At 32.4% G+C, this 24352-nt stretch carries 23 protein-coding genes; 6 read left to right on the top strand and 17 right to left on the bottom strand.

All coding sequences use genetic code 4. The features are described from left to right. Positions 1–6: 6 nt before the first annotated feature. From yihA to T329_RS0101680, 17 genes are all read right to left on the bottom strand, one after another. A complete protein-coding gene (gene yihA / locus T329_RS0101760) occupies positions 7–597 on the bottom strand; it encodes a ribosome biogenesis GTP-binding protein YihA/YsxC (protein WP_029608729.1) in 591 nt (196 codons plus the stop codon). Beyond that, entirely contained in the window at positions 597–1025 is a 429-nt protein-coding gene (coaD, locus tag T329_RS0101755; RefSeq protein WP_029608728.1) for a pantetheine-phosphate adenylyltransferase, read from the bottom strand. The genes yihA and coaD overlap by 1 nt, the downstream gene beginning before the upstream one ends. Next, a complete protein-coding gene (locus T329_RS0101750) occupies positions 1025–2212 on the bottom strand; it encodes an acetate/propionate family kinase (RefSeq protein ID WP_029608727.1) in 1188 nt (395 codons plus the stop codon). The genes coaD and T329_RS0101750 overlap by 1 nt, the downstream gene beginning before the upstream one ends. After that, entirely contained in the window at positions 2212–3198 is a 987-nt protein-coding gene (locus tag T329_RS0101745) for a phosphotransacetylase (RefSeq protein ID WP_029608726.1), read from the bottom strand. The genes T329_RS0101750 and T329_RS0101745 overlap by 1 nt, the downstream gene beginning before the upstream one ends. A gap of 113 nt (positions 3199–3311) precedes the next feature. Next, the gene (locus tag T329_RS0101740; protein WP_029608725.1) at positions 3312–4175 is read right to left on the bottom strand and encodes a bifunctional 5,10-methylenetetrahydrofolate dehydrogenase/5,10-methenyltetrahydrofolate cyclohydrolase; all 864 of its coding nucleotides are present in this window, start codon (positions 4173–4175) and stop codon (positions 3312–3314) included. After that, positions 4163–6667, bottom strand: a complete 2505-nt coding sequence (locus T329_RS0101735; RefSeq protein WP_029608724.1) for a valine--tRNA ligase — start codon at positions 6665–6667, stop codon at positions 4163–4165. Before T329_RS0101735 ends, T329_RS0101740 begins: the two co-directional genes overlap by 13 nt. A gap of 99 nt (positions 6668–6766) precedes the next feature. After that, entirely contained in the window at positions 6767–9214 is a 2448-nt protein-coding gene (locus T329_RS0101730) for an MAG1360 family OppF-related protein (RefSeq protein WP_029608723.1), read from the bottom strand. 85 nt (positions 9215–9299) lie between these two features. Then, positions 9300–9662, bottom strand: a complete 363-nt coding sequence (gene rplQ / locus T329_RS0101725; RefSeq protein ID WP_029608722.1) for a 50S ribosomal protein L17 — start codon at positions 9660–9662, stop codon at positions 9300–9302. Then, the gene (locus T329_RS0101720) at positions 9662–10681 is read right to left on the bottom strand and encodes a DNA-directed RNA polymerase subunit alpha (RefSeq protein WP_029608721.1); all 1020 of its coding nucleotides are present in this window, start codon (positions 10679–10681) and stop codon (positions 9662–9664) included. The genes rplQ and T329_RS0101720 overlap by 1 nt, the downstream gene beginning before the upstream one ends. Before the next feature lie 26 nt (positions 10682–10707). After that, positions 10708–11109, bottom strand: coding sequence for a 30S ribosomal protein S11 (gene rpsK, locus T329_RS0101715; protein ID WP_029608720.1), 402 nt, complete (start codon positions 11107–11109; stop codon positions 10708–10710). A gap of 13 nt (positions 11110–11122) precedes the next feature. After that, positions 11123–11488: a 30S ribosomal protein S13 gene (gene rpsM / locus T329_RS0101710; RefSeq protein ID WP_029608719.1), complete on the bottom strand. Its 366-nt coding sequence runs from the start codon at positions 11486–11488 to the stop codon at positions 11123–11125. A gap of 9 nt (positions 11489–11497) precedes the next feature. Then, positions 11498–11611: a 50S ribosomal protein L36 gene (gene rpmJ, locus T329_RS0101705; protein WP_029608718.1), complete on the bottom strand. Its 114-nt coding sequence runs from the start codon at positions 11609–11611 to the stop codon at positions 11498–11500. A gap of 9 nt (positions 11612–11620) precedes the next feature. Further along, a complete protein-coding gene (gene infA, locus T329_RS0101700) occupies positions 11621–11836 on the bottom strand; it encodes a translation initiation factor IF-1 (RefSeq protein ID WP_029608717.1) in 216 nt (71 codons plus the stop codon). Then, positions 11837–12586: a type I methionyl aminopeptidase gene (gene map, locus T329_RS0101695; protein ID WP_029608716.1), complete on the bottom strand. Its 750-nt coding sequence runs from the start codon at positions 12584–12586 to the stop codon at positions 11837–11839. It abuts the gene before it with no gap. Positions 12587–12852: 266 nt separating this feature from the next. After that, positions 12853–13509, bottom strand: coding sequence for an adenylate kinase family protein (locus tag T329_RS0101690; RefSeq protein WP_029608715.1), 657 nt, complete (start codon positions 13507–13509; stop codon positions 12853–12855). Beyond that, complete coding sequence (secY, locus tag T329_RS0101685; RefSeq protein WP_029608714.1) at positions 13503–14978, bottom strand: preprotein translocase subunit SecY; 1476 nt, start codon at positions 14976–14978, stop codon at positions 13503–13505. Before secY ends, T329_RS0101690 begins: the two co-directional genes overlap by 7 nt. Before the next feature lie 88 nt (positions 14979–15066). Beyond that, entirely contained in the window at positions 15067–17019 is a 1953-nt protein-coding gene (locus T329_RS0101680) for a transketolase-like TK C-terminal-containing protein (protein WP_029608713.1), read from the bottom strand. Positions 17020–17248: 229 nt separating this feature from the next. Between T329_RS0101680 and T329_RS0101675 the strand changes: the two genes are divergently transcribed. The 6 genes from T329_RS0101675 to T329_RS0101650 all read left to right on the top strand — a co-directional run bounded on the left by T329_RS0101675 (position 17249) and on the right by T329_RS0101650 (position 24000). Next, positions 17249–18046, top strand: a complete 798-nt coding sequence (locus T329_RS0101675) for an energy-coupling factor transporter ATPase (RefSeq protein WP_029608712.1) — start codon at positions 17249–17251, stop codon at positions 18044–18046. Beyond that, entirely contained in the window at positions 18037–19014 is a 978-nt protein-coding gene (locus T329_RS0101670; protein WP_029608711.1) for an energy-coupling factor transporter ATPase, read from the top strand. Before T329_RS0101675 ends, T329_RS0101670 begins: the two co-directional genes overlap by 10 nt. Further along, positions 19014–19880 (top strand): energy-coupling factor transporter transmembrane component T family protein, encoded by an 867-nt coding sequence (locus T329_RS0101665; RefSeq protein ID WP_029608710.1) that lies wholly within the window; start codon positions 19014–19016, stop codon positions 19878–19880. Before T329_RS0101670 ends, T329_RS0101665 begins: the two co-directional genes overlap by 1 nt. Before the next feature lie 56 nt (positions 19881–19936). Continuing rightward, on the top strand, positions 19937–21910 hold the full coding sequence (gene ligA, locus T329_RS0101660; protein ID WP_029608709.1) for an NAD-dependent DNA ligase LigA: 1974 nt from the start codon (positions 19937–19939) through the stop codon (positions 21908–21910). A gap of 26 nt (positions 21911–21936) precedes the next feature. Continuing rightward, complete coding sequence (gene tpiA / locus T329_RS0101655; RefSeq protein ID WP_029608708.1) at positions 21937–22686, top strand: triose-phosphate isomerase; 750 nt, start codon at positions 21937–21939, stop codon at positions 22684–22686. Positions 22687–22815: 129 nt separating this feature from the next. Then, positions 22816–24000 carry a phosphoglycerate kinase gene (locus tag T329_RS0101650; protein WP_029608707.1) on the top strand — a complete coding sequence of 395 codons (1185 nt, stop codon included), beginning with the start codon at positions 22816–22818 and terminating at the stop codon, positions 23998–24000. Positions 24001–24352: the final 352 nt, after the last annotated feature.

Raw genomic sequence — 24352 nt, 5'->3', positions numbered from 1 at the left:
GCCTCCTTATTCTGCGTTTGGATATAAAATATCGCTGATGTGTTGAGTTAATTCATCCAGATTAATACGTTTTTGTGCTGATACTAAAAACACGTTTACATTGTCACTAATTAAGTTTGCTTCAATGTGTTGAGAGTGTTTTTTGATTAAAGCGGATTTTTCTTTTTGGTTTAATTTGTCTAATTTTGTGTATATTAATGAGTATTTTAGGCCTAATTGTTGAATAAAATGAATTGTTTCAAGATCAATTTTGGTAATGCCAGTGCGTGAATCAAGCAGGATGAATAAGTGCTTAGTGCCAGCATTAAATGAAAGATATTGTTTAATTGCTCAAAGCATTTTATCCTGTTGGCTTTTACTCATTTGTGCATAGCCATAACCTGGTAAATCGACTAAAAATTTACCGTTATTATCGCTAAAAAAGTTGATTAATTGGGTGCGACCAGGAGTTTTGGACACAAAAGCTAATTTTTGATCAGTTAAAGCGTTTAAAAGCGAGGATTTGCCAACGTTAGAGCGACCTCAAAAAATGACTTGAGGTTCTTTAGTTGCTGGTCAAGTGCCTGGTTCAAGGGCACTTGTGATGAATTTAAACATTAATTCTCCTTGATCAAAGCTTTTTTGTGGCGAATTAGTGTTGAACTAATGCCAATCATGTCATAGTCAGGAATGATTAAAATCGTTTCTAAATCTGGATTTACTTCATGATTACCAGCAGCTATATCTAATTCGATTTGATAATCAACATTATTGCGTGCCGAACGAATTAAAAAGTTAACACCTTCGCGCTTGGCAATGTTGCCAATTAACTCGTTTTTATTACACAAAACAGTTACATTTGGATTAGTTTGATAAACATTTTGAATATGTTCAAAGCGCTCGTTGATGTTGTCTAAATTATTTTTGTCAGGGTTATTTGATACTACGATGATTAAATGATCCACCAGTTTAAGCGCTTTGGTGATTACAGCTTGATGACCGCTGTGCAAGGGATCAAATGAACCAGCGTAAATAGCCTTACGCATTAGCTAAATAATTTTAGAGCGTTTTGAGCAATTAAAAGCTCTTCGTTAGTTCTGATTACGTAAACTTTAATTTGGCTTTCTGGTTTAGAAATTAGTGCATAATCTGCAATTTTAGCAAAGTTTACATTTTCGTCTAATTCGATGTGTGCAAAGTTAATTTTTGCTACCACATCACGACGTAATTCAGGAGCGTTTTCACCAACACCGGCGGTGAAAACAATAGCGTCTAAGTCACCAACTTTGTTAGCATAGTTTGCCACAAAGTCAACGATTTTTTGTACATATAGATTTCATGCAAAAATTGCTTTAGGATTGTTTTCAGCAATTCCTTTTTCAATATCACGCATGTCACTTGAAATACCTGAAACACCTAATAGACCTGATTTTTTGTTTAGCGCGCTTGTTACTTCGTTTACACTTAGTCCTGTGTGTGAGCAGATAAATTCAATTAAAGCAGGGTCAACATCACCAGATCTAGTCCCCATCATAATACCAGCTAGCGGGGTTAGACCCATTGTGGTATCGATTGATTGAGAATCTTTAATTGCACAAATACTTGCACCATTTCCTACGTGTGCGTTAACGATGTTAACTTTTTCTTTACCTAAGATTTGTTGCATTTTTTCAGTAATGTATTGGTGTGAAATTCCGTGGAAACCAAAACGACGAATACCAAATTTTTCAGTTCACTCGTGTGGAATAGGATAAATAGCATTTACATCTGGAATTGTAGTGTGAAAACTTGTGTCAAATTCAGCAGCTAATTTAGCGTGAGGCACAACTGCTTTAAAAGCGTTAATAGCTTGCAATGCACCTGGGTTGTGTAAAGGTGCATAGTCAGCACATTTTTCAATCACAGCAATAACTTCATCATTAATTTGCGCTGTTTTGTTAAAGTAAGTACCACCGTGCACTACTCTAAAGCCAATAATTTCAATGTCATCTACATTTTCAATAATTTTAGCTTCTGAAAGTAAAGCTAAAATGTGTTCAGCCGCCACAGTGTGGTTTGGTAAATCAACATTTTTTACATATTTTTGTTCATTAGCTTTAATAGTAATAATACCATCAGCTAAAGTAATTCTTTCAGCTAGACCACTAGCTACAACATTTAAATTGCTTTTTTCAAGTAATTGTAATTTAATTGAACTTGATCCTGCGTTAATAACTAAAACTTTTTTAGACATTATTTTGCTCCTTCACTTTGAATTGCAGTAATTAGCACTGTGTTAACAACATCGTTAACTTTAGCACCTCTTGATAAATCGTTAACTGGTTTGTTTGTACCAACAATGATAGGTCCAATAGCTCCAAAACCACCTAAACGTTGAACTAGTTTGTAGCCAATGTTACCAGCTTCTAGGTTTGGAAACACTAGTGTGTTAGCTGGTTCATTGAATGATTCATCTTTATATTTGGCTTGTCTTACGCCTAAATCTAAAGCAGCGTCTAGTTGCACTTCACCAATTGCTTTAACACCTTCGTATTTTGCGTTAAAGTCTAAAGTTGCATTTCTTACCATTTCTGTTTCTGGTGTTTTAGCACTAAAACTTGTTGAAAAGCTTAAAAATGCAACTTTTGGATCAATGCCAAAACCTTGAACAAATTTAGCAGCGTTTAAACCAATATCGGTTAGGCCTGCTTGATCAGGTTTTGGGTTAACTGAGATGTCACTAAAGAATAAAGTTTCTTCGCCACGGTGCATAACCATAACTGAGCTAATTGTTTTAATTCCTTTAGCTGAACCAATAACTTTAAAAGCGGCTCTAAGCATGTCTGCTGTTGAGTAGAATAATCCACCAACAACACCATCTACTTCGCCAGTTTGTAGAAGCATCATTGCGTAGAAAGTTCTTTGGTTTAAAGCTTGTTGGCATAATTCTAAAGTATCTTTGTTTTCTTTGCCTTTAGCTTTAGCGGCAGCTTCACGTTGATTAAACATTTCTAAAGCAAGTTTTTGTTTTTTATCTTCATCTGCGTGAATGTTAATTACTTGAGCTTTTGTGTTGATTTGAGTATCTTTTTCAGTAAGTAAAATCAACTCTAAGTTTGGATATTGCTCTAAAATTTGTGCAGCTTCAATTGCACGAGCATCGTCACCGTCAACAATCACAATTTTTTTAGTTTGTTTAATGTTGTTAACAGTATGTTGGATTAATGATGTAAATTCCATTTTTTCTCCTATGTTTGTTAATGTTGAATATATAAAAATAATTTTACAATAAAGTAAACAATTTTTTAATATTATCTATGCTGTTTTTAGAAAAAAAGCACAGCGTGCTTTAATTAAATATCATTGTTGTTTTTTACTGCTTTTAGCAAGTTTTTGAACAAACAAACAACAGTAAGTGGACCTACTCCGCCAGGTGTAGGGGCGATGGCACTAATATAGCCATCCAAACCTGTATGGTCAACGTCTCCGCTTAGGTATTTAACGCCATTTTCTTCAATTCAACTGGTTCCTATATCAATAACCACTGCACCTTCTTTGATGTTGTCTTTGTTGATTAGTTTAGGTACACCAGTAGCAACAACTAAAATATCCGCGTTTTCAACGCCTTTGATTCCGGATTCACGGTTGTGTGTTGAAACTAATTGTACATCACGCATTTTGAATAATGTTGCGGTTGGTTTACCAACTAGTGTACTGCGACCAATTACGGCAATACGTTTATGGGTTACGTCAATGTTGTAGTGATCTATTAGTGTCATAACAGCTTGTGCGGTAGCAGGCGTGAAGTGAAAATCTTCAGTTTTGTTATAAAAATTGAAGGTGTTGCGCGAACTTAACCCGTCTACGTCTTTTTCAAATCTCACAGCGTCTAGAATAGGTTGAGTATAGGTGTTAATTGAAGCGGGCAGTGGTAATTGAACAATAATTCCATCTGCTTCTTCGTTTATTTCGTCCATTTTTTTCAATAATTGTTTGTATCTTATTTTTTCAGGGAAGTGATAAATTTTGGTTTCCACGCCTAGCTCTTGAGCTTTGGCAACTTTTTTAGCAATATATTTAGAGCTAGCTTCGTTATCGCCAACACGAACAATTCCCAATATCGGTTTGCGACCTAATTCAGCACTAACTTGTGCAAATTCTTGTTTTAATTGTTGCGTTAATGATTCAGCAACACTTTTTCCCTCTAAGATTTTCATTTTAATTCCTCTTTATACTGTGTAATTTCAGTATTAAATTTTGCTAATTTTTCTTGTTCTTGTTGAATTTTGGCAGCAGGTGCTTTGGCAACAAAATTAGGATTATTTAGCATGTTTTCAGCACGAGCAATTTCGGCTTCTAAATGTGAAATTTTAGCTTTTAATTGCTCAATGTATTCTTGTTTTAAGTCTTGACTTTCTTGAATAAATACTTTAATATCACCATCAACAAAAACTGTATCAGTGTTTTTAGTGATTGTAGCATTAGCTAATTTAGCAATTGAATCAACAGCAAAGTTATCTAATTCAAGGTTTGTATCAAAATGCAATAGATCTTTTTTACTAATTTGTTTGTCTTCTCTGTATCTACGCAAAATGTTAACTATTTTAATAATTGTGTCAATTTGACCACTTGCTTGATCATTTTGAGTTTTAAGCATCAATGGTTTAGATTCGAGTAATTCTTCACCATAAAGTTGAGTGTATAAGTAGTCGCTAATAAAAGGCATGATAGGGTGTAAAATGATTAAAAGTTTTTTAAAGTTTGCTAAAGCCGCCTTTTTGTTAGGTAAAATCTTTAACAATTCAATGTATCAAGAAGAAAAATCATTGTAAATGAATTTATTTAACTCGTAACCAACAATGGTTAGTTCATATTTATCAAAGACTTTATTGATGGTTTTGTTTAGGCTTGCTAAACGATTATTAATTCATTTGTCGGCTGGACTAAATGTTTTAATTTTATCTTCAGGCAATGATTGAATGTAGCGAGCAATGTTTCAAATTTTGTTACATAATCCTCATGCTGCCCTCATTTTTTCAGTTGAATAACGAATATCTAAGCCTGGTGTTGTGTTAGTGATTAAGAATCATCTTAAGGCATCAACTCCATATTCGGCAACTACGTCCATAGGGTCAATACCATTTCCAAGTGATTTAGACATTTTGCGACCTTGTTCATCACGAATTAGTCCAGTAAGCAGTAAGTGATCAAAAGGTTTATCGTTTTGGAATGCTAACGAGAAAAAGTACATTCTAGCTACTCAGAAAAAGATTATGTCATAGCCAGTTACTAGTAAAGAAGTTGGGAAGTAACGTTTCAACACATCTTTAGCATCCTCGTCAGGTCAACCCAAGAATGAAAACGGAGCAATACCAGAAGAAAATCATGTATCTAAAACATCATTATCCTGAATTCAGCCTTCGCCTGGACATTCAACTTGAACTTTAATTTGCTCATCTTTGTATCAGGCTGGAATTCTGTGTCCTCATCAAAGTTGACGCGAAATGGTTCAATCGTACGCGTTTTCCATTCATGTTTTTAGTGTTGATTTAAAACGTTTTGGGAAGAATTTAACGGCTTTTTTTGATTTAAGGTGTTTTAAAATTGCTTCATTTAATTTTTCCATTTTCACAAATCATTGAGGCATCACTAAAACTTCAACTGCTTCGCCACTACGTTCTGAATAACCAACGTTAGACACTGTGGTTTCAACTTTAACTAATAAATCATTCTCGCTTAAATATTTTTCAATTGCTTTTCTAGCCTCAAAACGATCTAGACCATGGAATTGTGAGTCGGGAGCGTTGATAAAGCCATTTTGATCAATGGTTTCATTGATTTGCAGATTGTGTTTTTTAATGATATCAATATCAACCTCTGCGTGGGCTGATAGTTTCATTAATCCACTACCAAAATCAATTTGTGTGTATTCATCCGCAACGAATGGGATGGTTTTTTTAGTCAAAGGATGAATAATTTCAATATTTTTTAGCTTGTTGTAACGTTTATCTTTAGGGTTATAAATTACTGCCACATCCGAAAGCATAGTTTCAGGTCTAACGGTTGCGATAGTTAAATACTCATTTGAATTTGCAATTGGGTATTTAATGTAAAGCATTTTTTGCTCAGTTGGTTTAGGAATAACTTCAATATTTGAAAGAGCTGTTTTTAATTTTGGATCTCAATTAATCGCCTTTACGCCACGGTATATTAAACCTTGGTTGTAAAAATTAATAAAAGCTTCATTGACAGCGCGATTAGATTTTTCATCTAGCGTAAAACGTTCACGTTCATAGTCTAAAGCTAACCCTAATGTGTTTCATTGTTGATGAATTGACTGCGAATATTCGTGTTTTCAATCTCAAATTTTTTTGATAAATTCTTCGCGACCAAAATCGTGTCTAGTTTTTCCAGTTTGCTTATAAACATTGCTTTCTACACGTGTTTGTGTTGCAATTCCAGCATGATCCATACCCGCAATGTAAAACACATCATAGCCTTTTAGCTTTTTATAACGAATGTAAGTGTCTTGAATTGCGGTGTTTAAAGCATGGCCAATATGCAATTTACCTGTAACGTTTGGAGGGGGCAACAAAATAGTGAAAGGTCTTTTTGCTTCATCATGTTGACTAAAATACTTATTTTGGCGTCATTTTTTTGAAATTTCACTTTCATATTTGCTTGGTTGATAGTTTTTTTCTAACTCCATAGTCACCTCTTTGATATCTTGTGTGTTAAATATTAATTAATTATATCAAATTTGTACACTTTTAAGCTAGGCAACAAAAATCAGCGAGTGGTTCGCTGATTAATATGCGTCGTCGTGAGCAATAAATATTGTGTCTGTTTGAGCACTTTCTTGTTCACTGTTTAAGGCGTGCAACTCTAAAGTTAATTGTTGTGAGTGTTCTAGATCAATTGTGTCAATATTTTGGGTGTCTAAATTAACAATCATTGTATCTTCATTGTTGCCATAGCTTTGCAAATCATAAATAGTAGTAGTTTCTAAATCATCAAAAGTTTCAGTTTGAATCTCACTTAAATTGTCAGCACTTAAATTTTTTACCAGTGTGTTAGAAGCAACTATATTGTGGTTGTCACTAAATTCAAAATCTTCAGTAAAAATGTAGTTAGCACCAGTAAATTTTTCGCTATTTTCTACATGGCCCTTAGATAAAAATTCTTTAAGCAATGGGTGCAAAGGATTATTTAATACTTTATAGCTAGCTCCATATTCTATTAATTTATTGTCACAAAAAACGTATAAATTATCAAAACTGTTGTCTCTAACTAAGTCAATATCGTTAGTTATAAATGTGTATGTTATTTCTTGTTTAGAACAAAAATCGTTGGCAATTCTTAAAAATTCATTTTTTAGTCTACTGTCACAGTTGTTAATGTCGTCGTTAATAAAACAAACTTTTGCACCATTCATTAGCTCAGATACTAAGCCAATTTTTAGGCGTGAAATATTCGAAAGATTATTTATTGGCTTAGTTAAACTAGAAGCGCTAAATGAAACATTATTTAAAACTTGCATTAATTTAAAGAAAATATCAATTTGTTCAATATTTTTATGGCTTAAATCGTATTTATTAAACAGTAAAGACCTGATTAATTCAATGTAGTTGAATAAAAATTCTATTGATGAAAGTAAGTTGCACACTGTATCAATTTGGTTTTTTATATTTATTAGTTTTTTGAAAATTTCTTGATCGTGTGAACCTATATTTGCTATTGAATGAGACAATTTATTGAACTCTATTAAGTTGAAATTTAACAGTGCAGAATAGGTTTTAATTATACGTTTAGCATTAATGTTAAATTGGTTAGAAATAGCAGATTCATTTTTAAATTCATTACGCACGTTGTCTTGTTGTCAATTAAGTTCTGCTTGAGTTAAGGTGATTTTGCTTTTTAGTTTATTAATATCGCTATGGTAATTTTCAATGCCAAAAACATTTAAACTTTTAGTTTTAACTTTTTTAATACGATTTTTTAGATATTTTATGTGTTCGTTTAAAATTTCAGTATTTGAACGGGAAAGTTCAATATATTGATCTATTTCTAGGTAAAGTTCTTTTCTGATTGTTTTTTTAATGCCTTTAAGATTTAGAGCTTCACCTGAAAGAGAGTTTTTGGCTAAATTGTTTGCAATAAACAGGCTTGAGCGTGAATCTAGATCCACTTTTAGTTCAGCTATATTTTCTACGCTTAAACCTTTTAGTTTATTTTTGTTTAAAAATAGCAGTTTAATAATATATTTGTAAATTAAAACACTTTTGTATATTTGCAATTGTTCAAGTGAGTGTTTTGGAAAAAAGTTAGCCTTGTGGTTAAGCAATTTTATTCCTTTACGGTATCAATTAATCACATTATTAAGTTTATTTTGAGTATTTGAACGGTATCTATCCTTTAGTTTGATGCTCTCATTTAATTCAGTGTGTAAATCACGTAAGTAAATTTGGCGTTTAACCATTTCTTTAGATGTTTTTTGCATCAAGGTTACATATTCAATCCGACGGCGCAATGATTCGGTTTTGGCTAAAGTGTTAAAGTCGTCACTGGCGTGATAGTTGCGCAGCAAGTTTTTGGCAAAGTTAAAAATACGTTCAAAAAGTTCTAAAAATTCATAGACAATTTTTTCGCTAAATCATTCATAATTGTCAATTAATTTGACTGTATTTAGTTCCGCCTCGCTGATATTGGAGTTTTCAATTGAAGTGTTCAATGCTTTAAATAAATATTCGTGTTCACGTTTAAAATCTGCTAGTTCTGAGTAGATAATATTAATGTTTTCTTTAAAAGCTGCAAGTGTGTTGTATTTGATTTTGAATTCATTATTTAGCATCATTGTGCTAATATTTTTGATTCGGTTTTTATCAAGCACATAATTTTTTTTGATGTGTCAGTACTCTTGGGCAATTGGAGCCATTTTGGATTCATTATTTAAAAATTCAAGATTGTAAAAAGAAATCGCTTTATTGATGGGTTTATTTTGAATGCTTTCGTGAGTAAATAATGTATTTTCATCAGTAAAATTAAGTGTTTTTATACAATTTTTACTTAAAATCAAGTGTTTAAAGCCTTCATTCATAAGTGTAGAGCCTGGGTCTAAAATTAAGAATGCATTTGCGCTTTTTGCTTGAAGTTTTATTTGAGGTAAATCAATATAATTTTGAGTATCAACAGGTGCAAAAGCTAAATCAATAATTAAGTGGTCTTTATTTTTTGGCATATCAATAAAGTATAACATTTTGCGTACTAAAACGTGTATTTTTGCAATAAAAAAACAACTCGCAAGTTGTTTTCAAGATTGGTAATTAAAGTGAGAAAATAAATTAAACTAGTTCAATAATAGCCATAGGTGCTGAGTCACCTTGACGTGCTACAAGTTTGTAAATACGTGTGTATCCGCCGTTTCTTTCAGCGTATTTAGGTGCGATTGTATCAAATAGATGTTTTAAAACATTATCTTTGCCATCTACTAATGTAGGACGTAGTACTGAAGCAACAGCACGACGATTTGCAAGAGTTGGGTTTTTAGCTTTAGTGATAAGTTTTTCTGCGTGACGACGCAATTCTTTAGCACGAGTTAGAGTTGTTGTAATACGACCATGAGCAAATAATTCACTCACTAAAGTACGAATTACACCGTTTCTTCATTTAGTATCACGACTGTAAATTTGTTTTGGATTAGCCATTATTCTTCTCCTTTAGTTAATTCGTAATCATATTCTTTTAGTTTTGCAACAATTTCATCTAGAGATTTTTTACCTAAGTTTTTAGTGTTTTCAAGTTCTTCATAAGTCATTTCAGCAACTTCTGATAAAGTGTTTTTGCCAATTTTTCTCAAGGCATTTAAAGAACGAACAGATAAGTTTAATAGTGAAATATCTAAATCGTTTTCTTCTTTTTCTTCTTCTTTTTCAACTTCTTCTTTTTTGAATACAGAATCAATTACCATGCCTTCAACATTACCAATTACTTGGAAGTGGGCAATTAGAATTTCACTTGCTTGTCTAATAGCTTCTTTAGCAGCAATAGTTCCATCTGTTGTGATGTTAAATTCTAGTCTTTCTTCAATATCGTTTGAAGCAGAGTTTAGCTCGCTTACTTTGTAGTTAACGTTTTGAATTGGGCTAAAGTTTGAGTCTGTAGCAATCAAAATACCTTTTTTGATATTTGAGCTAATTTGTGATAAGAATGATTGAGAAGCAATGAATTTTTTGTTTTTCTCGCTTGAGATAAATCCTCTACCAGCACGCAAGTATAGCTCTAAATGTAAGCTACCTTTGGCACTAATAGTTGCTAAATGTACTGACTTGCTTGTGATTTCAATATTTGAGTTAGCAACTTCTAAACTACGAGAAGTTACAGCTCCAGGCTGATCAGCTTTTAAAGTAACCTTGATAATTTCATCATCACGTACTAACTCAGGATTGTATTGGAATTTAACTTTTCTTAAATTCATAATTAATGATGTAACATCTTCTACTACACCATTCATTACTTCGAATTCGTGGTCTACGTTTTCAATTTTAACTGCACACATTGCTAACGAAGTAATATTAGATAACAATACTCTTCTTAAAGCAACTGCTACAGTTTGACCAAATCCTCTTTCAAGAGGTTGCAATGCAAAAGTAGTTGTGTTAACTTCTTTAGCACTTGAATTCATGCTTTCGACTTGTGTATAGTCTAATTTTGTCATTTTTTCCATTTTATCCTCCTTAGAATTTGTTTAAACTATCTCATTTTTTCACGTTTTAGAACACGTTTAGGAGGTCTTGTTCCGTTGTGAGGAACAGGTGTAACATCCTTAATTTCTGTAACAGTAATTCCTGATACTTCGATTTGTTTACGTGCAGCGTCTTTACCAGCACCTAAACCTTTTAATTCAACTCTAACAGATTTCATACCACGTTCTTTAGCTAATTCTGTGGCAGCTTGAGCAGCTAAACCAGCAGCGTAAGGGGTTTTTTTCTTAGATCCTTTGTATCCGATAGCACCTGATGATGATCAAGCAATTACATTACCTTGTTCGTCAGCAAATGTTACGATTGTGTTTTGGTTAGTTGAGTGGATGTGTGCAACGCCACTTACAACTAGTCTTTTTTTAGTTTTTTTAGTTTTTGTTGTTGTAGCCATTATTAACTCCTAATTATTTTTTCTTACCAGCAACAGTTTTTCTAGGACCTTTACGTGTACGAGCATTACTTTTTGTTGATTGACCTCTTACAGGTAAACCTTTACGGTGTCTCATGCCACGGTAGCATTTAATTTCCATTAAACGTTTGATGTTTAATGATGTTTCACGGTGTAAATCACCTTCTGTTTGGTATGCTCTAGCAGCTTCACGAATTGCTGATAGTTGTTCTTCTGTTAAGTCTTTAACTCTAATGTTTTCGTCGATTTTTGCTTGCGCAAGTATTTGTTTTGATAATGTTAAACCAATACCGTAAATGTATGTTAATGAAATAACGATACGTTTATTGTTTGGGATTTCAACGTTTAAAATTCTAGCCATTTAATATTCCTATCCTTGTCTTTGTTTGTGTTTTGGTTGCACGCAAATAATTCTGATAATTCCTCTACGTTTGATAACACGACAATCTTTACACATTCTCTTTACACTAGCTCTAACTTTCATGTTTTCTCCTTATTTATGACGGTAGATAATACGTCCCAAGTTTAAGTTGTAAGGACTAATTTCTACATCAACTGTGTCCCCAGGTAAAATTCTGATGTGATTTACACGCATTTTGCCTGAGATGTGAGCTTTAATTACCACGCCGTTTTCTAATTCAACTTCATACTCGTCTGTTGAGAATGATTGCTTAACTACGGCTTTAAATTTAATAGCATCTTTTGCCATTTAAATTCCTTTCGTTAATATTACACCCTTGCCATCTTTGATCAAGACTGTGTGTTCATAATGCGAGTTGGTCAAACCGCTAGCGCTAACAACAGTTCAGCCATCTGCTTTAATTTTTACACGAGCATCTTTTTGCATAACCATTGGTTCAATGCAAATTACCATGCCATCTTTTAAAAAGGGGCCTTTGCCTGGTTGGCCATCATTAAACACGTTTGGATCTTCGTGTAGACTATAGCCAATTCCATGTCCGCAATATTCCGATGGGGTATAAAGTTTGTTTTTTTTGATCACTTTACCAATTGCGTGGCTAATATCGCCTACTCTTGCTCCTGGTTTAATCGCAGCTACGCCAGCTTCAAAAGCTTCTTTAGCTACTCTGATCAATTTTTCATTTATTGGGCTAATAGCTCCAACGCCTTTGGTAAAAGCGCTATCGCTATTCATTCCTTTGTAAATGCAACCCATATCGCAAGAAACAATATCGCCTTCTTTTAATACGTAGTCACTAGGAATGCCATGGATCAATTCTTCATTAACTGAGATGCACATAGTATTAGGGAAACCATATAATCCTAAAAAGGCAGGTTTAGCACCTCGTTTTATCGTTTCATTAAAAGCGATTGTATCCAGTTCTTTTAATGAGACCCCTGGTCTTATGTGGTCGTAAACTACTTGTTTAACCTCTGCCAGAATTTGGCAAGATTTAGTTATATTTTCAATTTCACTTTGATTTTTATAATGTATCATCTTGCATTTCCTTAATACGTTATATATTAATATAACGCTTTAATATTATCAAAATATTTTTTTTACGTAAATAAAAAGTTAATTTATTTTTGAGTTTATATGTTGATTTTGATAGGCTTGTTTGTAATAGAAGTATGAAAGTTAGCAAATTCACTCATTAATTACTGAATTTTATTGAAAAAATTAAATATTTTGGCATTTACAACTCTATTTTTTTATTGAATTTTTATTGCAAAAGTTCAATAAAAAAATTGGCTAAGCCAACTTTATTTAACTTTTGCCACAACATTTTGAGCAATTTCATCAGCGTTGCCGTTAGCATCAATTGCAATAATGCGTCCTGCTTGCTGATAAAAATCAAGTAAAGGTTGTGTTGAATCGTGGTAAATTTTTTGACGCACTTTAATAGATTCAATAGAATCGTCGGCACGAGTGAATAATTCTGCACCGTCTTTTTCACATTTATCGCCTAATTTTGAAGGCATGTATTCAACGTGGTAGCCACTTTTGCACACAGGGCAAAATCTTCTGCCTGAAAGTCTTTTTAACACTAATTCTTCATCAGCAAAAAGTGAAACTACTGCGTATTTGAAGTTTGGAATTGAATCTAAAAATTGGGCTTGATTAATTGTACGAGGATAGCCATCTAGAATCACAGATTGGTTTTGACCAATTAATTCAATTAATTTGTTTTTAACAATTTCGTTAGTAATGTCATCAGGAACATATTGTCCTGATTTAACAATTTCAGAAACTTTAATTCCTAATGGGCTTTGTTTAGCAATTTCTTCACGGAATATGCTACCAGTTGACAAGTGAATGTAACCGTGATTTTGAGCTATTAGCGCTGCCACAGTCCCTTTACCAACACCTGGAGGACCCATAAAGACCATATTAAGTTTTGCGTTTTGTGACTCTATCATAATAAACCATCTCCGTTTGTGTTTTTGTTTGTTGTTTTTTTGTCAGGACCATGTTCTGTGTATAAGTTTTCATACACAATTTGGTCACTAATTTGACGTGATAATTGTTTTTGTTTAGCAAGTTTAGTCGTTTTTAATCTAGCTTTAAATTGACCAATGGTTTCTAGGGCTACTGAAACTAAAATCATAATGCTGGTACCACCAAATGAAATTACTGCTGGTCAGCTTAGTAATAAAATTTGTAAGTATTGGAATGAAGCTAGTAAAACTAAATAAAAGGCACTAAAAGTAGAAAGTCTTAGCACGGTAGCAAACAAATAATCTTCTGTTTGCTCACCGGGTTGAATTCCTGGAATAAATGTTGAGTTTTTAGCGAAATCTTCACTAATTTTATCAATTTTAGATTGCTGAATACCCATCAAATAACTAAAGAAGAAGGTAATAACAACTAGCAATGATAAACCTAAAGGCGAAGTAAATTGCATGTATTCATTGATTCAAGCTTTAGCGGGATTACCGGTAGGCAAAATTCGAGCAATCATAATTGGGAAAGAAATTACCATGGTTGAAAAGATGATTGGCATAATTCCACCGGGGTTTAATTTGATTGGCAATTTACCCATTTCTTTAACGTTTCTTGAACGTCCAGCCCCAGTTTGTTGGATTGGGATATGACGCTCTGAGTTGTAAATTAAACCAACCACAAATAAAGTTAATGCGAAGATAAAAATGTAGGCGATAAATTTAAGTGAACCAATGAATAGTGATGAAGATGAATCTTGACTCACAAAAAATACAGTTGCTTGTTTAAATTGGTTTGGTAAAGCAAAAGCCATACCAGTGAAAATAATTAAGGAAGTACCATTTCCAATTCCGCGGTCAGTGATTTGTTCGGCAATAAAAAGCGAAAACAAGGAACCGGCAATTAAAATCATAGGTACGATTAAATATGTTGTAACTTGCAATGAATTAGGGCCATAAACAGGCAATATTTCAATAAAAGGGTTTTCACCTGAACCTAATGATTGTGACAGCAATATTGCTTGTGGAAAAGCAATAACAAGTGTTAAAACACGAGTAATAATGTTTAGTTTTCTTCTTCCTTGCGGACCGGATTGACTAAGTTTATGTATTGCCGGAAACAATCTAGTTTGTAACAATGACATAATCAAGGAAGCGTTAATGAAAGGACTAATACCTAATGCAACTAGTGAGAAGTTTCTTAGCCCTCCCCCACCGATTAGGTTTAAAGTGTTAAAAAATGTATCTTCTTCAATTAAATCTTGAGCTTTGATCTTAACAAATGGAGCACCAATTGTTGTCATAATCACGTAAATTGCTAAAAAACCTAGAGTAAATAGTGTTTTTTTAGTCACATCTTTGTTTTCTCAAAAAGATCTTAATCAATGGCTTAATTTGTATCAAGATTTTGAGATATTGTAGCCCAAATTAGTGAAAAAATTCTTCATACATCCCCTTTCTTAAATAAATAATAATATTGCAATTATACTAAATAAAGTCTAAATGATATGTATTTAATATTAGATAAAGATATGCCTAATAATTCAATAATTTTAGAGCTTTATCAATAACATTTTCAACGTTGAATCCATTCATTTCGTAAACTTGTTGTCCGTCGGCTGAATGGCCATATTCTGTAGCTAAAATCGCGTCAAAACGTGTGTATTGAGCTATACGATATCACATTGAATCACTTGAAGCTTCTAAAGCTAGTGTTGGTGTAGAATCTAGCTTAAATTCTTTAATTAATTCTTCATTTTGCACAATTCATTGTAAAACTGGCACTGAATAAACCTTAGTATTTACATTGTGTTGAGTATTTAATTTTTCGGCCGCTTTGTGTGCTAGCTCAACTTCTGAACCACTAGCTAAAATAATTAGGTTTTTGTCTGAATTACCTTGGTAATTTGCAATTAATCTTAGCGGATCTAAAGCTTGATTTTTTAAATTATTTGGATAAGATTTTAGTCCTTGTCTTGAAGTGATAATAGAAATTTGTTCCTGATTTTGGTTTAGTGAGTATGCAAACGCTGCCTTAGTTTCGTATTGATCACAAGGTCTAATTACAAGCATATTTTTAATACTACGCAACATTGGCAATTGATCAGTTGGCTGGTGTGTTGGTCCATCTGAACCAATCGCGTATGAATCGTGTGAATATACGTTAATTACTGGTAATTTCATTAATGAAGCTGAACGCAACGCTCCTTTAGCATAGTCGCTAAATACTAAAAATGTTGAAGCTAGCGTTTTTAGTTTAGAAGCTAAATAAATACCGTTGTTTATTGCGCTCATAGCATGTTCTCTAATTCCGTATAAAATTCCTTGGCCACCTTGTTGAATTGTGTGTTTAAATCCAACTTTGGTAGAAGAAGCTAAATCGGCAGAACCACCCAATACGCTTCAGTATTTTTGCTCAATATTTTTGATAATTTCCCCAGCATATTCACGTGTAGAAAGGTTGTCTTTGCTAAATTCAACATCTGAAAAATCGTATGTAATTTCACCGTTAATTAATTGTTTGATTTGGCTAGCTAATTCAGGATATGAGTTGGTGTATTCATTTAATAATTCATTTCAAGATGCGTATTTATCGTTTTTGGCTTTTCAAAATGAAGATGCATATTCATAAACTTGTTGATCATACTCAAATGGATTTGTGTTGCATAGACCCATTTTTTCTTTGATTTGATTAGTTGTTGCTTCATCAAAGGTACCCGCGTGTCCTTTAGGTGTGTCTTCGTTTGGAGTATATTTGGCAATATTTGTGTGCACTTGTAGATATGTAGGTCCACTTAAATGTTTGATTTGTTCAAGTGCTTGTTCAATTTCAACAATATTTGAATTAACTTCAACAACATTAAAGTTTTGAGCTTTAAAAAATGCTTTAAAGTCAATATTATTAACTAGCTTGCTTTGAGTATCGATTTGAATACCATTAAAATCATGAATCAATACAAAATTGTTTAGTTTTAGTGTTCCAGCAAGTTGAATTGCTTCTAGTGCTACACCTTCTTGTAGACAACCATCACCGTGCAATACATAAACTGAATGATCAAAAAGATTGAAATTATCTTTGTTAAATTTTTTAGCTAAATAATCACGTGCTAAAGCCATACCAACACCCATAGCAACCCCTTGACCTAAAGCTCCTGTTGAAGCATCAATGTATTCAAAGGCGTGTTCTTCAGGGTGAGCGCTAGTTTTGCAACCCAACTTTCTATAAGCTTTCATTTCATCAAGAGTTAATAGACCCATGAAATGCATAATCGAGTATATTCCCATTGAACCATGCCCTGCGGACAAGATAAATTTGTCTCTGTTGATTCATTTTGGGTTCAAATTAGTAATGTTTAAAAACTTGGTAAACAGTGTTGCAGTTATATCGGCTACACCAACACTCATGCCAGAGTGGCCACTCTTAGCATAATTAATTGAATCCAATGCTACAGCACGCATTGAAGACACAAGTTTTTGTTCTATATTCATATTCTACTCCTTGACGTATACACACATTTTATAGGCGTTTAAGCCTAATTTAAACTTGATATATTTATGTTTTTTCTATTATTTATATTAATTAATTATATATTTTTTGGTCCTTTTTACAAAAGATTTTGGTGCATTATTAATATATTAATAATAAATCCATAATCTTGTTATTTTGTGGAATATTTATGATAAATTTTTCATCTTTGTGTCTTATAATTATGTAATTATGATTAAAGTTAAAGATTTAGTTTTTAAATATCCAGATGCAGACAAAAATGCAATTGATGGAATTAGTTTTGAGATACCAGATGGCAAATATGTGGCAATTTTAGGTCATAATGGTTCAGGAAAGTCTACTTTTTCTAAATTATTAGTAGCTTTATACAAACCTTTAAGTGGAAGCATTGAAATTAATGGAACAGTAATTTCAGCTTCAACTTTAAAACAAATCAGACAAAAAATAGGTATTATTTTCCAAAATCCAGACAACCAATTTGTTGGTGCGAGCGTGGAAGATGATATTGCTTTTGGACTTGAAAATAAACGTGTAGAACGTGAAAAAATGAAGCCAATTATTGACGAATTAGCTGAAAAAGTTGGAATGAAAAAATATTTAACACGTGAGCCACACCTTTTATCAGGTGGACAAAAACAAAGAGTTGCTATTGCTTCAGTGCTAGCGCTTGATCCAGAAGTTATTATTTTTGATGAAGTGACCTCAATGCTTGATCCAGTAGGTAAACGCCAAGTATTGAGCCTAATTCGTGAAATTCAAGCTAAACGTGAAAAAACATTGATTTCAATTACTCACGATATGGATGAAGCAATTTTGGCTGATTATTGCTTAGTGTTTTCACAAGGTAAAATCATTGCTCAAGGTTCACCTAAAGACATTCTAAACAACAAAGAAGTGATTGAAATTGCAAAAATCGACTCGCCTTTTATTTATAAATTAAGTGAAAAAATCAGTGGGATTGAAACAACATACGATGAAAAAGAATTAATGGAGCAAATATGCAAATAAGTGTAAAAAATCTTTCACACATTTATAGCCCTGGGACAAAGATGGAATATACAGCCCTAAAAAATGTCGATTTAAACGTTAAACAAGGTGAATTTGTTGCCATTGTTGGGCAAACAGGGTGCGGTAAATCTACACTTGTTGAACACTTAAACGCATTACTTTTACCAACAAAAGGTCAAATTCAATGAAACTTTACAAATCAAAAATATGATCGCAAACAAAAAGCATATGTAACTTTTAAAGATCAAATAGAAATTAAAGCTTCATGACTAAGTCAAGTTAAACACTTAAATGGCACAAAATCAGTCAAATTACACACACAAAAACTGAAAAAAGTTAAAAGATCTAAAGATATTAGAAGTAGAATTGCAATCGCGTTTCAATTTGCTGAATACCAACTTTTTGAAGAAACTATTGAAAAAGATATTATGTTTGGGCCTATTTCTTTTGGTGTTAACAAGCAAGAAGCTAAAGCTAGAGCCAAAAAATACCTAAATTTATGTGGACTAGATGATTCATACTTAAATAAATCGCCTTTTGGTTTATCAGGTGGGCAAAAAAGAAGAGTCGCTCTAGCCGGAATTTTAGCCATTGAACCAGATATTATTGTCGCTGATGAGCCTACTGCGGGTTTAGACCCAGCGGGTGTACAAGAAATTCTTTCAATTTTTACCAAATTACACAAAATGGGTAAAACCATTGTGATTGTCACTCATGATTTAGACAACGTGTTGCAAGTTAGTGATCGTGTAATTATGATGGGTAATGGAACCATTGTGAAAGATGGCCCAACCTATGAAGTTCTTAAAGATACTGAATTTTTATACAAAAACAACCTAGAAGCGCCAAAATTATTAGATTTTGTTGCTAAGCTAGAAGCTAAAGGTTGAACACTTCCACCTATTAAAACTATCGATCAATTAGCTAACTTTATTTCAAATAAGTTAAAAACACAAGGAGGTAAATAGTGAATACTTCACCAATTGGAAGCTACATTTATGATGATAGCTTTATTCACCGTTTAGACCCACGTGTGAAATTAGTGGCTAATATTTTGTATATTGCTTTAACTTTTATCTCATTGCACTTTACAACCTTAGCAGTTTTATTTGTTCCTTTATTGATAGCTTATTTAATTGGTACAAAAAGCTTTAAAGGTGCAATTTCACTGCTAAAAATGCCTTTAATTGTTGGCTTTATTGTTATGTTTGTCAACATTTACACAATGAAAATTACACCTGGAACAGATTACAAACCAATCTTTTTTATTGGCAATTCTCAATACGCTTTTAGCTATGGTGTAATTGCGCGTACTATTTCACTTGTGTTTAGAATTTATATCATGATTATGTCTACAAGTTTATTTGTAACTACAACTAAACCAATAATGCTAACTAAAGCTTTAGAAGATTTAATGTTTCCACTTAAACTTTTATTCATTCCTACTCACATTATTGCGATGGTTATTTCAGTTGCGCTAAGATTTATACCTACCTTAATGATTGAAGCTAAAAGAATTATGAAAGCTCAAGCTTCGAGAGGTGTTGACTTTGTAAATGGTAAATCTAAAGACAAAGCTAAAGCTTTCACAACTTTAATTATTCCATTGTTTTCAACTTCATTTGCTAAAGCTGAAGATTTATCAAACGCAATGGAAACAAGAGGCTATGATCCATACGCCAAAAGAACTCGTTATCGTTTATTAATTCCAACATGAAGAGACTTAATTGTTGCTACAGTGGTAATTTCACTGCTAGTGCTAGCTGTATTAATTCAAAAAAGTGTAATTACGCTGCCTGCGTGATATGAAATAACAACATTTGCTAAATATTAAACTCATTATGAGTTTTTTATTTTTGCTTTTAGATAAAATTATTAAAATGGAGACTTATGAAAGAGCGTATTAAACAACTTACAGACTTAATTAATAAATGAAACTATGAATATTTTATTGAAAATAAACCCACTGTGTCAGATTTAGAATATGATCAAGCCTTATTAGAGTTAGAGCATCTAGAACTCAAATATCCTGAGCATAAACACCCGAACTCACCTACAGATAAAGTTGGTTTTGGATCAAACATGTATCAAAGCTCCTTTAGCAAGGTTAAACACGTTCAGCCAATGCTGTCTTTAGCTAAGGCTTATAATTTTGATGAAGTAATAAAATACTATGAAAATATTGAAAAAGTAGTACCTATTGAACAAATTAGCTTTAGTTTAGAGCCCAAAATTGATGGTTTGTCAATTGCTTTGCATTATAAAAATGGTTATTTAGTGCAGGCTTTAACTCGAGGCGATGGCAGCGAGGGTGAAGATGTAACTTTAAATATAAGTCAAATAGGTCAAATACCTAAAATTATTCCCTATACAAATGATTTAGAAGTGCGTGGCGAAGTGTTCATGCCTAAAAAAGCATTTGCCGAGTTAAACGATAAAATGAGTAAAAAAGGCGAAAAGTTGTTTGCTAACCCTCGTAATGCTGCCAGTGGCACATTGAGACAGCTAGATCAAAATGTGGTAGCCCAGCGTGGTCTACAGGGAATATTTTATGAATTAGTTGAGCCTGCTAAACATAACATCAGCACACAAAAACAAGCCTTGGAATTTATTAAATCGCTTTCAATTCCAACTAATGACAAAATTAACATTGTTGAATTAGAAGATCTTGAAGAAGAAATTGAAGATTTTGCTGAAGTAAAAAATAAGTTAGATTTTGACGCTGATGGACTAGTTATTAAGCTGAATGCTTTAAATTATTGAGAAAAAATGGGCAAAACTGCCAAATTTCCTAAACACTCAATTGCGTTCAAATATGAAGTTGAATCAGCCCAAAGTAAAATAATCAATATTATTACAACTGTAGGGAGAAGTGGCAAAATCACCTATGTAGCAAATATTGAACCAGTTGTATTAAATCAAACAACAGTGCAAAATGCAACCTTACACAATTACAATTTCATTCAAGAAATGAATATTAATATTGGCGATGAAGTAACGATTGTTAAAGCTGGTGAAATTATTCCTAAAGTAATAGCTTTAGCTACCAAAAACACAGCCAATATTTATCCTAAAACACTGCTTTGTCCTTCATGTAAACATGATTTAGTTGAATTTAGCGATATAGTTGATCAATACTGCGTTAATGACAACTGTGAAGAGATGATTATTAACAAAATAGCTCATTTTGCTTCACGTAAAGCACTAAATATTGTGGGGCTAGGAATTAACACAGTTAAAGACTTGTTTAAAGCGAACATTTTAACTAAGATTGAAGATATTTTTGTTTTAAAAAATCATTTTGATCAAATTATTAAGCTCGAGCGTTATGGTGAAACTAAAGTCAATAATTTGCTAAACAGTATTGAAAAATCATTGAAAAATGATTTTGCCAAGGTATTGTTTGCCTTAGGTTTAAAACACGTTGGTATTAGAGCTTCTAAGCTAATTTCAAAACAATATTCAACGTTTAGTGAAATGATATTAGATAAAGATTTAATTAAAATTAAACACATTGATAATATTGGCCCTAAAATCATTGAAAGTATTGAAAAATTCTTGAATAATTCAAAAAATGTTGAGCTAATTGACTATTTTGACTCAGTGTTTGAATATAGCAAAAATGTAGTTGCCACGAGTGATAAGTTGCAAGGATTAAGCTTTGTTATAACTGGTAAATTAAGTCAACCAAGAGAACATTTTGCTGACTTAATCGAAAAAAATGGCGGCCTAGTCCTTTCAAGCGTAAGTAAAAAAACTAACTTTTTATTGTGTGGAGAAGATGCTGGTAGCAAAAAAGAAAAAGCTGAGCAATTAAACATACAAATTTTGGATGAAGAAAAATTTAATTTTCTATTAAAATAATAATAACTATTTAATTTGGAGATGAGATGAACAAAATAATTATTGCCAACTGAAAAATGAATAAAACTTTTGATGAAAGTGCCCAATGACTTGTTAAATTCAATAAAGAATACAAAAAAAGAGTTAAAGCAGATCGTGCTTATAAAGAAGCTACTGAATCAAATCAATTCGGTATTGCTATGCCACCAATTAATTTAGCTTCGCACATTGCCTTCAACAAGGAAAAAAGATTGTTGCTAGTTGGCCAAGATGTATCTGCATTTCACGCAGGTCCTTACACTGGTGATGTGTCAGCTGAAATGTTAAGTGAATTTGATATCAAATATGTAATTGTAGGCCACTCTGAAAGAAGAAAATATCACTACGAAACTTGTTCAGATGTTAATGATAAAGCTAGAATTGCCTTAGAATATGGCATTACACCACTAATTTGTTTTGGCGAAACTTTAGAAGAATATGAACAAGGAAGATCTAAAGAAGTGGTTAAAACTAAAATTATGGATTCATCAAAAGGTTTAGATTTTAGTAAAGTAATTATTTCATATGAACCAATTTGAGCAATGGGTACAGGGCATAGTGCTAGTCCAACCTTTTTAAAAGAAATGGCTGATTACATTCGCTCAATTACTACGCCTGAAACTAGAATTATTTATGGTGGCTCAGTCAATGCTCAAAACATTAAAGAATTAGCTAAAATTAAAGACATCAATGGCTTTTTAATAGGAAATGCCACTTTAGATTTAGATACATTCCTAGAAGTTATTGCAGTTGAATAATTTGACTTAAACACTTAATGAGTGTTTAAGTTTTTTTATTTGCTTACACAACAATTATTTAAGCTACTAATTTGCCTATAAAATGAGTGAATTTAATATAATTATAGATGTATTAAGGGAGCTAAAAATATGAAAAAAACAATTAAAGATATTAATTTAAATAATAAAAAAGTTTTAATTAGAGTTGACTTTAATGTTCCAATTAAAAACGGAATTATTCAATCAAATGAACGTATTGAAGCAGCTTTACAAACAATCAAGTATGCACTAGCGCAAAACGCAAAAGTAATTTTACTTTCACACCTAAGTAGAATTAAAACTTATGAAGATAAAGCTAAAAAATCACTGCAGCCAATTGCTCTAGAATTAGCTAAATTATTAGGCCAAAAAGTATATTTTAGTGCAGCCACAAGTGATGATACTTTAAAAGATGCAATTAACCAACTGCAACCTGGCGAAGTAATTTTAGTTGAAAATACTCGTTATGAAGATTTAAACGATAAAGCCGAAAGTAAAAATGCAGCGTGACTAGGTCAAAAATGAGCCTCATTAGCTGATGTATTTATCAATGATGCTTTTGCTACCGCTCACCGTTCACACGCTTCAAATGTGGGTATTAGCCAAAATATAACTGAAAGCGGAGTAGGTTTTTTAGTTGAAAAAGAACTAAATGCCTTTGATAGTGCTTTTGCTAGCGAAACTAAACCTTTTGTTGCGGTTGTTGGTGGAGCTAAAGTTAAAGATAAAATTTCATATCTAACTAAATTAAGTCAAAAGGCTGACCAAATTTTAATTGGTGGAGCAATGGCATATACATTCTTAAAAGCTCAAGGCTATCAAATTGGTAAATCATTAGTTGAAGATGACCAAATTGATTTTGCTAAAGAATTAATTGCTAACTCTAAAGCTCAATTATTTTTCCCACTTGACCATGCTTTAGTTAATAATTTTGAAGATGTTGAGCCTACCTATTCTCAAGATCAAAACATCGCTAAAGACAAAATGGGTATTGATATTGGTCCTAAAACAATAGACTTATATAGCTCAATTATTGCTCAAGCAAAACTGATTTATTGAAATGGGCCTTTAGGTGTATTTGAATTAGGTTTTGGTGAACAAGGAACTAAATCAATAGGGCAAGCAATTGTAAATTCAAATGCTTATTCAATTATAGGCGGCGGTGATACTATTTCGGCTAGTGAAAAATTCGGCTTTAAAGCAAATATAAACCACGTTTCAACAGGCGGTGGTGCTAGTCAACAATATCTATTAGAACATTCATTACCAGCTATTGATGCTATTCAAGACAAATAAAGAAAAATCCAACGACTAATGTTGGATTTTCCTATAATGAAGGTTCAAGTGCAACACTTACTTTTATTATATTACAACGTGCAAACTCATGGTTGAGCACGTTGTTTTTTATTTATTTTAATTAGAAAATTCTCGGTTTGTAAAACCGACATAAATTTGTGCAACAAATTTTCTTAGTGTGCTTACACACTAACAGAAGAATAACGTTGAAAAACTTCTTTGGATGTTTTTCAACCTAAAATTTCTCTTGGCATATTGTTTATTGAATCGATGTACTCGTTAAGCTCTTCTTCAGACAATAGATTAAAGTCAAATCCTTTCTTATATTTTCTTCTGATTAATCCATTGAAAT

The organism is Mycoplasma simbae ATCC 49888 (genome assembly GCF_000702705.1).
GTDB lineage: Bacteria > Bacillota_I > Bacilli_A > Mycoplasmatales > Metamycoplasmataceae > Mycoplasmopsis > Mycoplasmopsis simbae.
The sequence above is the reverse complement of the archived record's forward strand: the minus strand, read 5'-3'. Positions and strand labels throughout refer to the sequence as shown.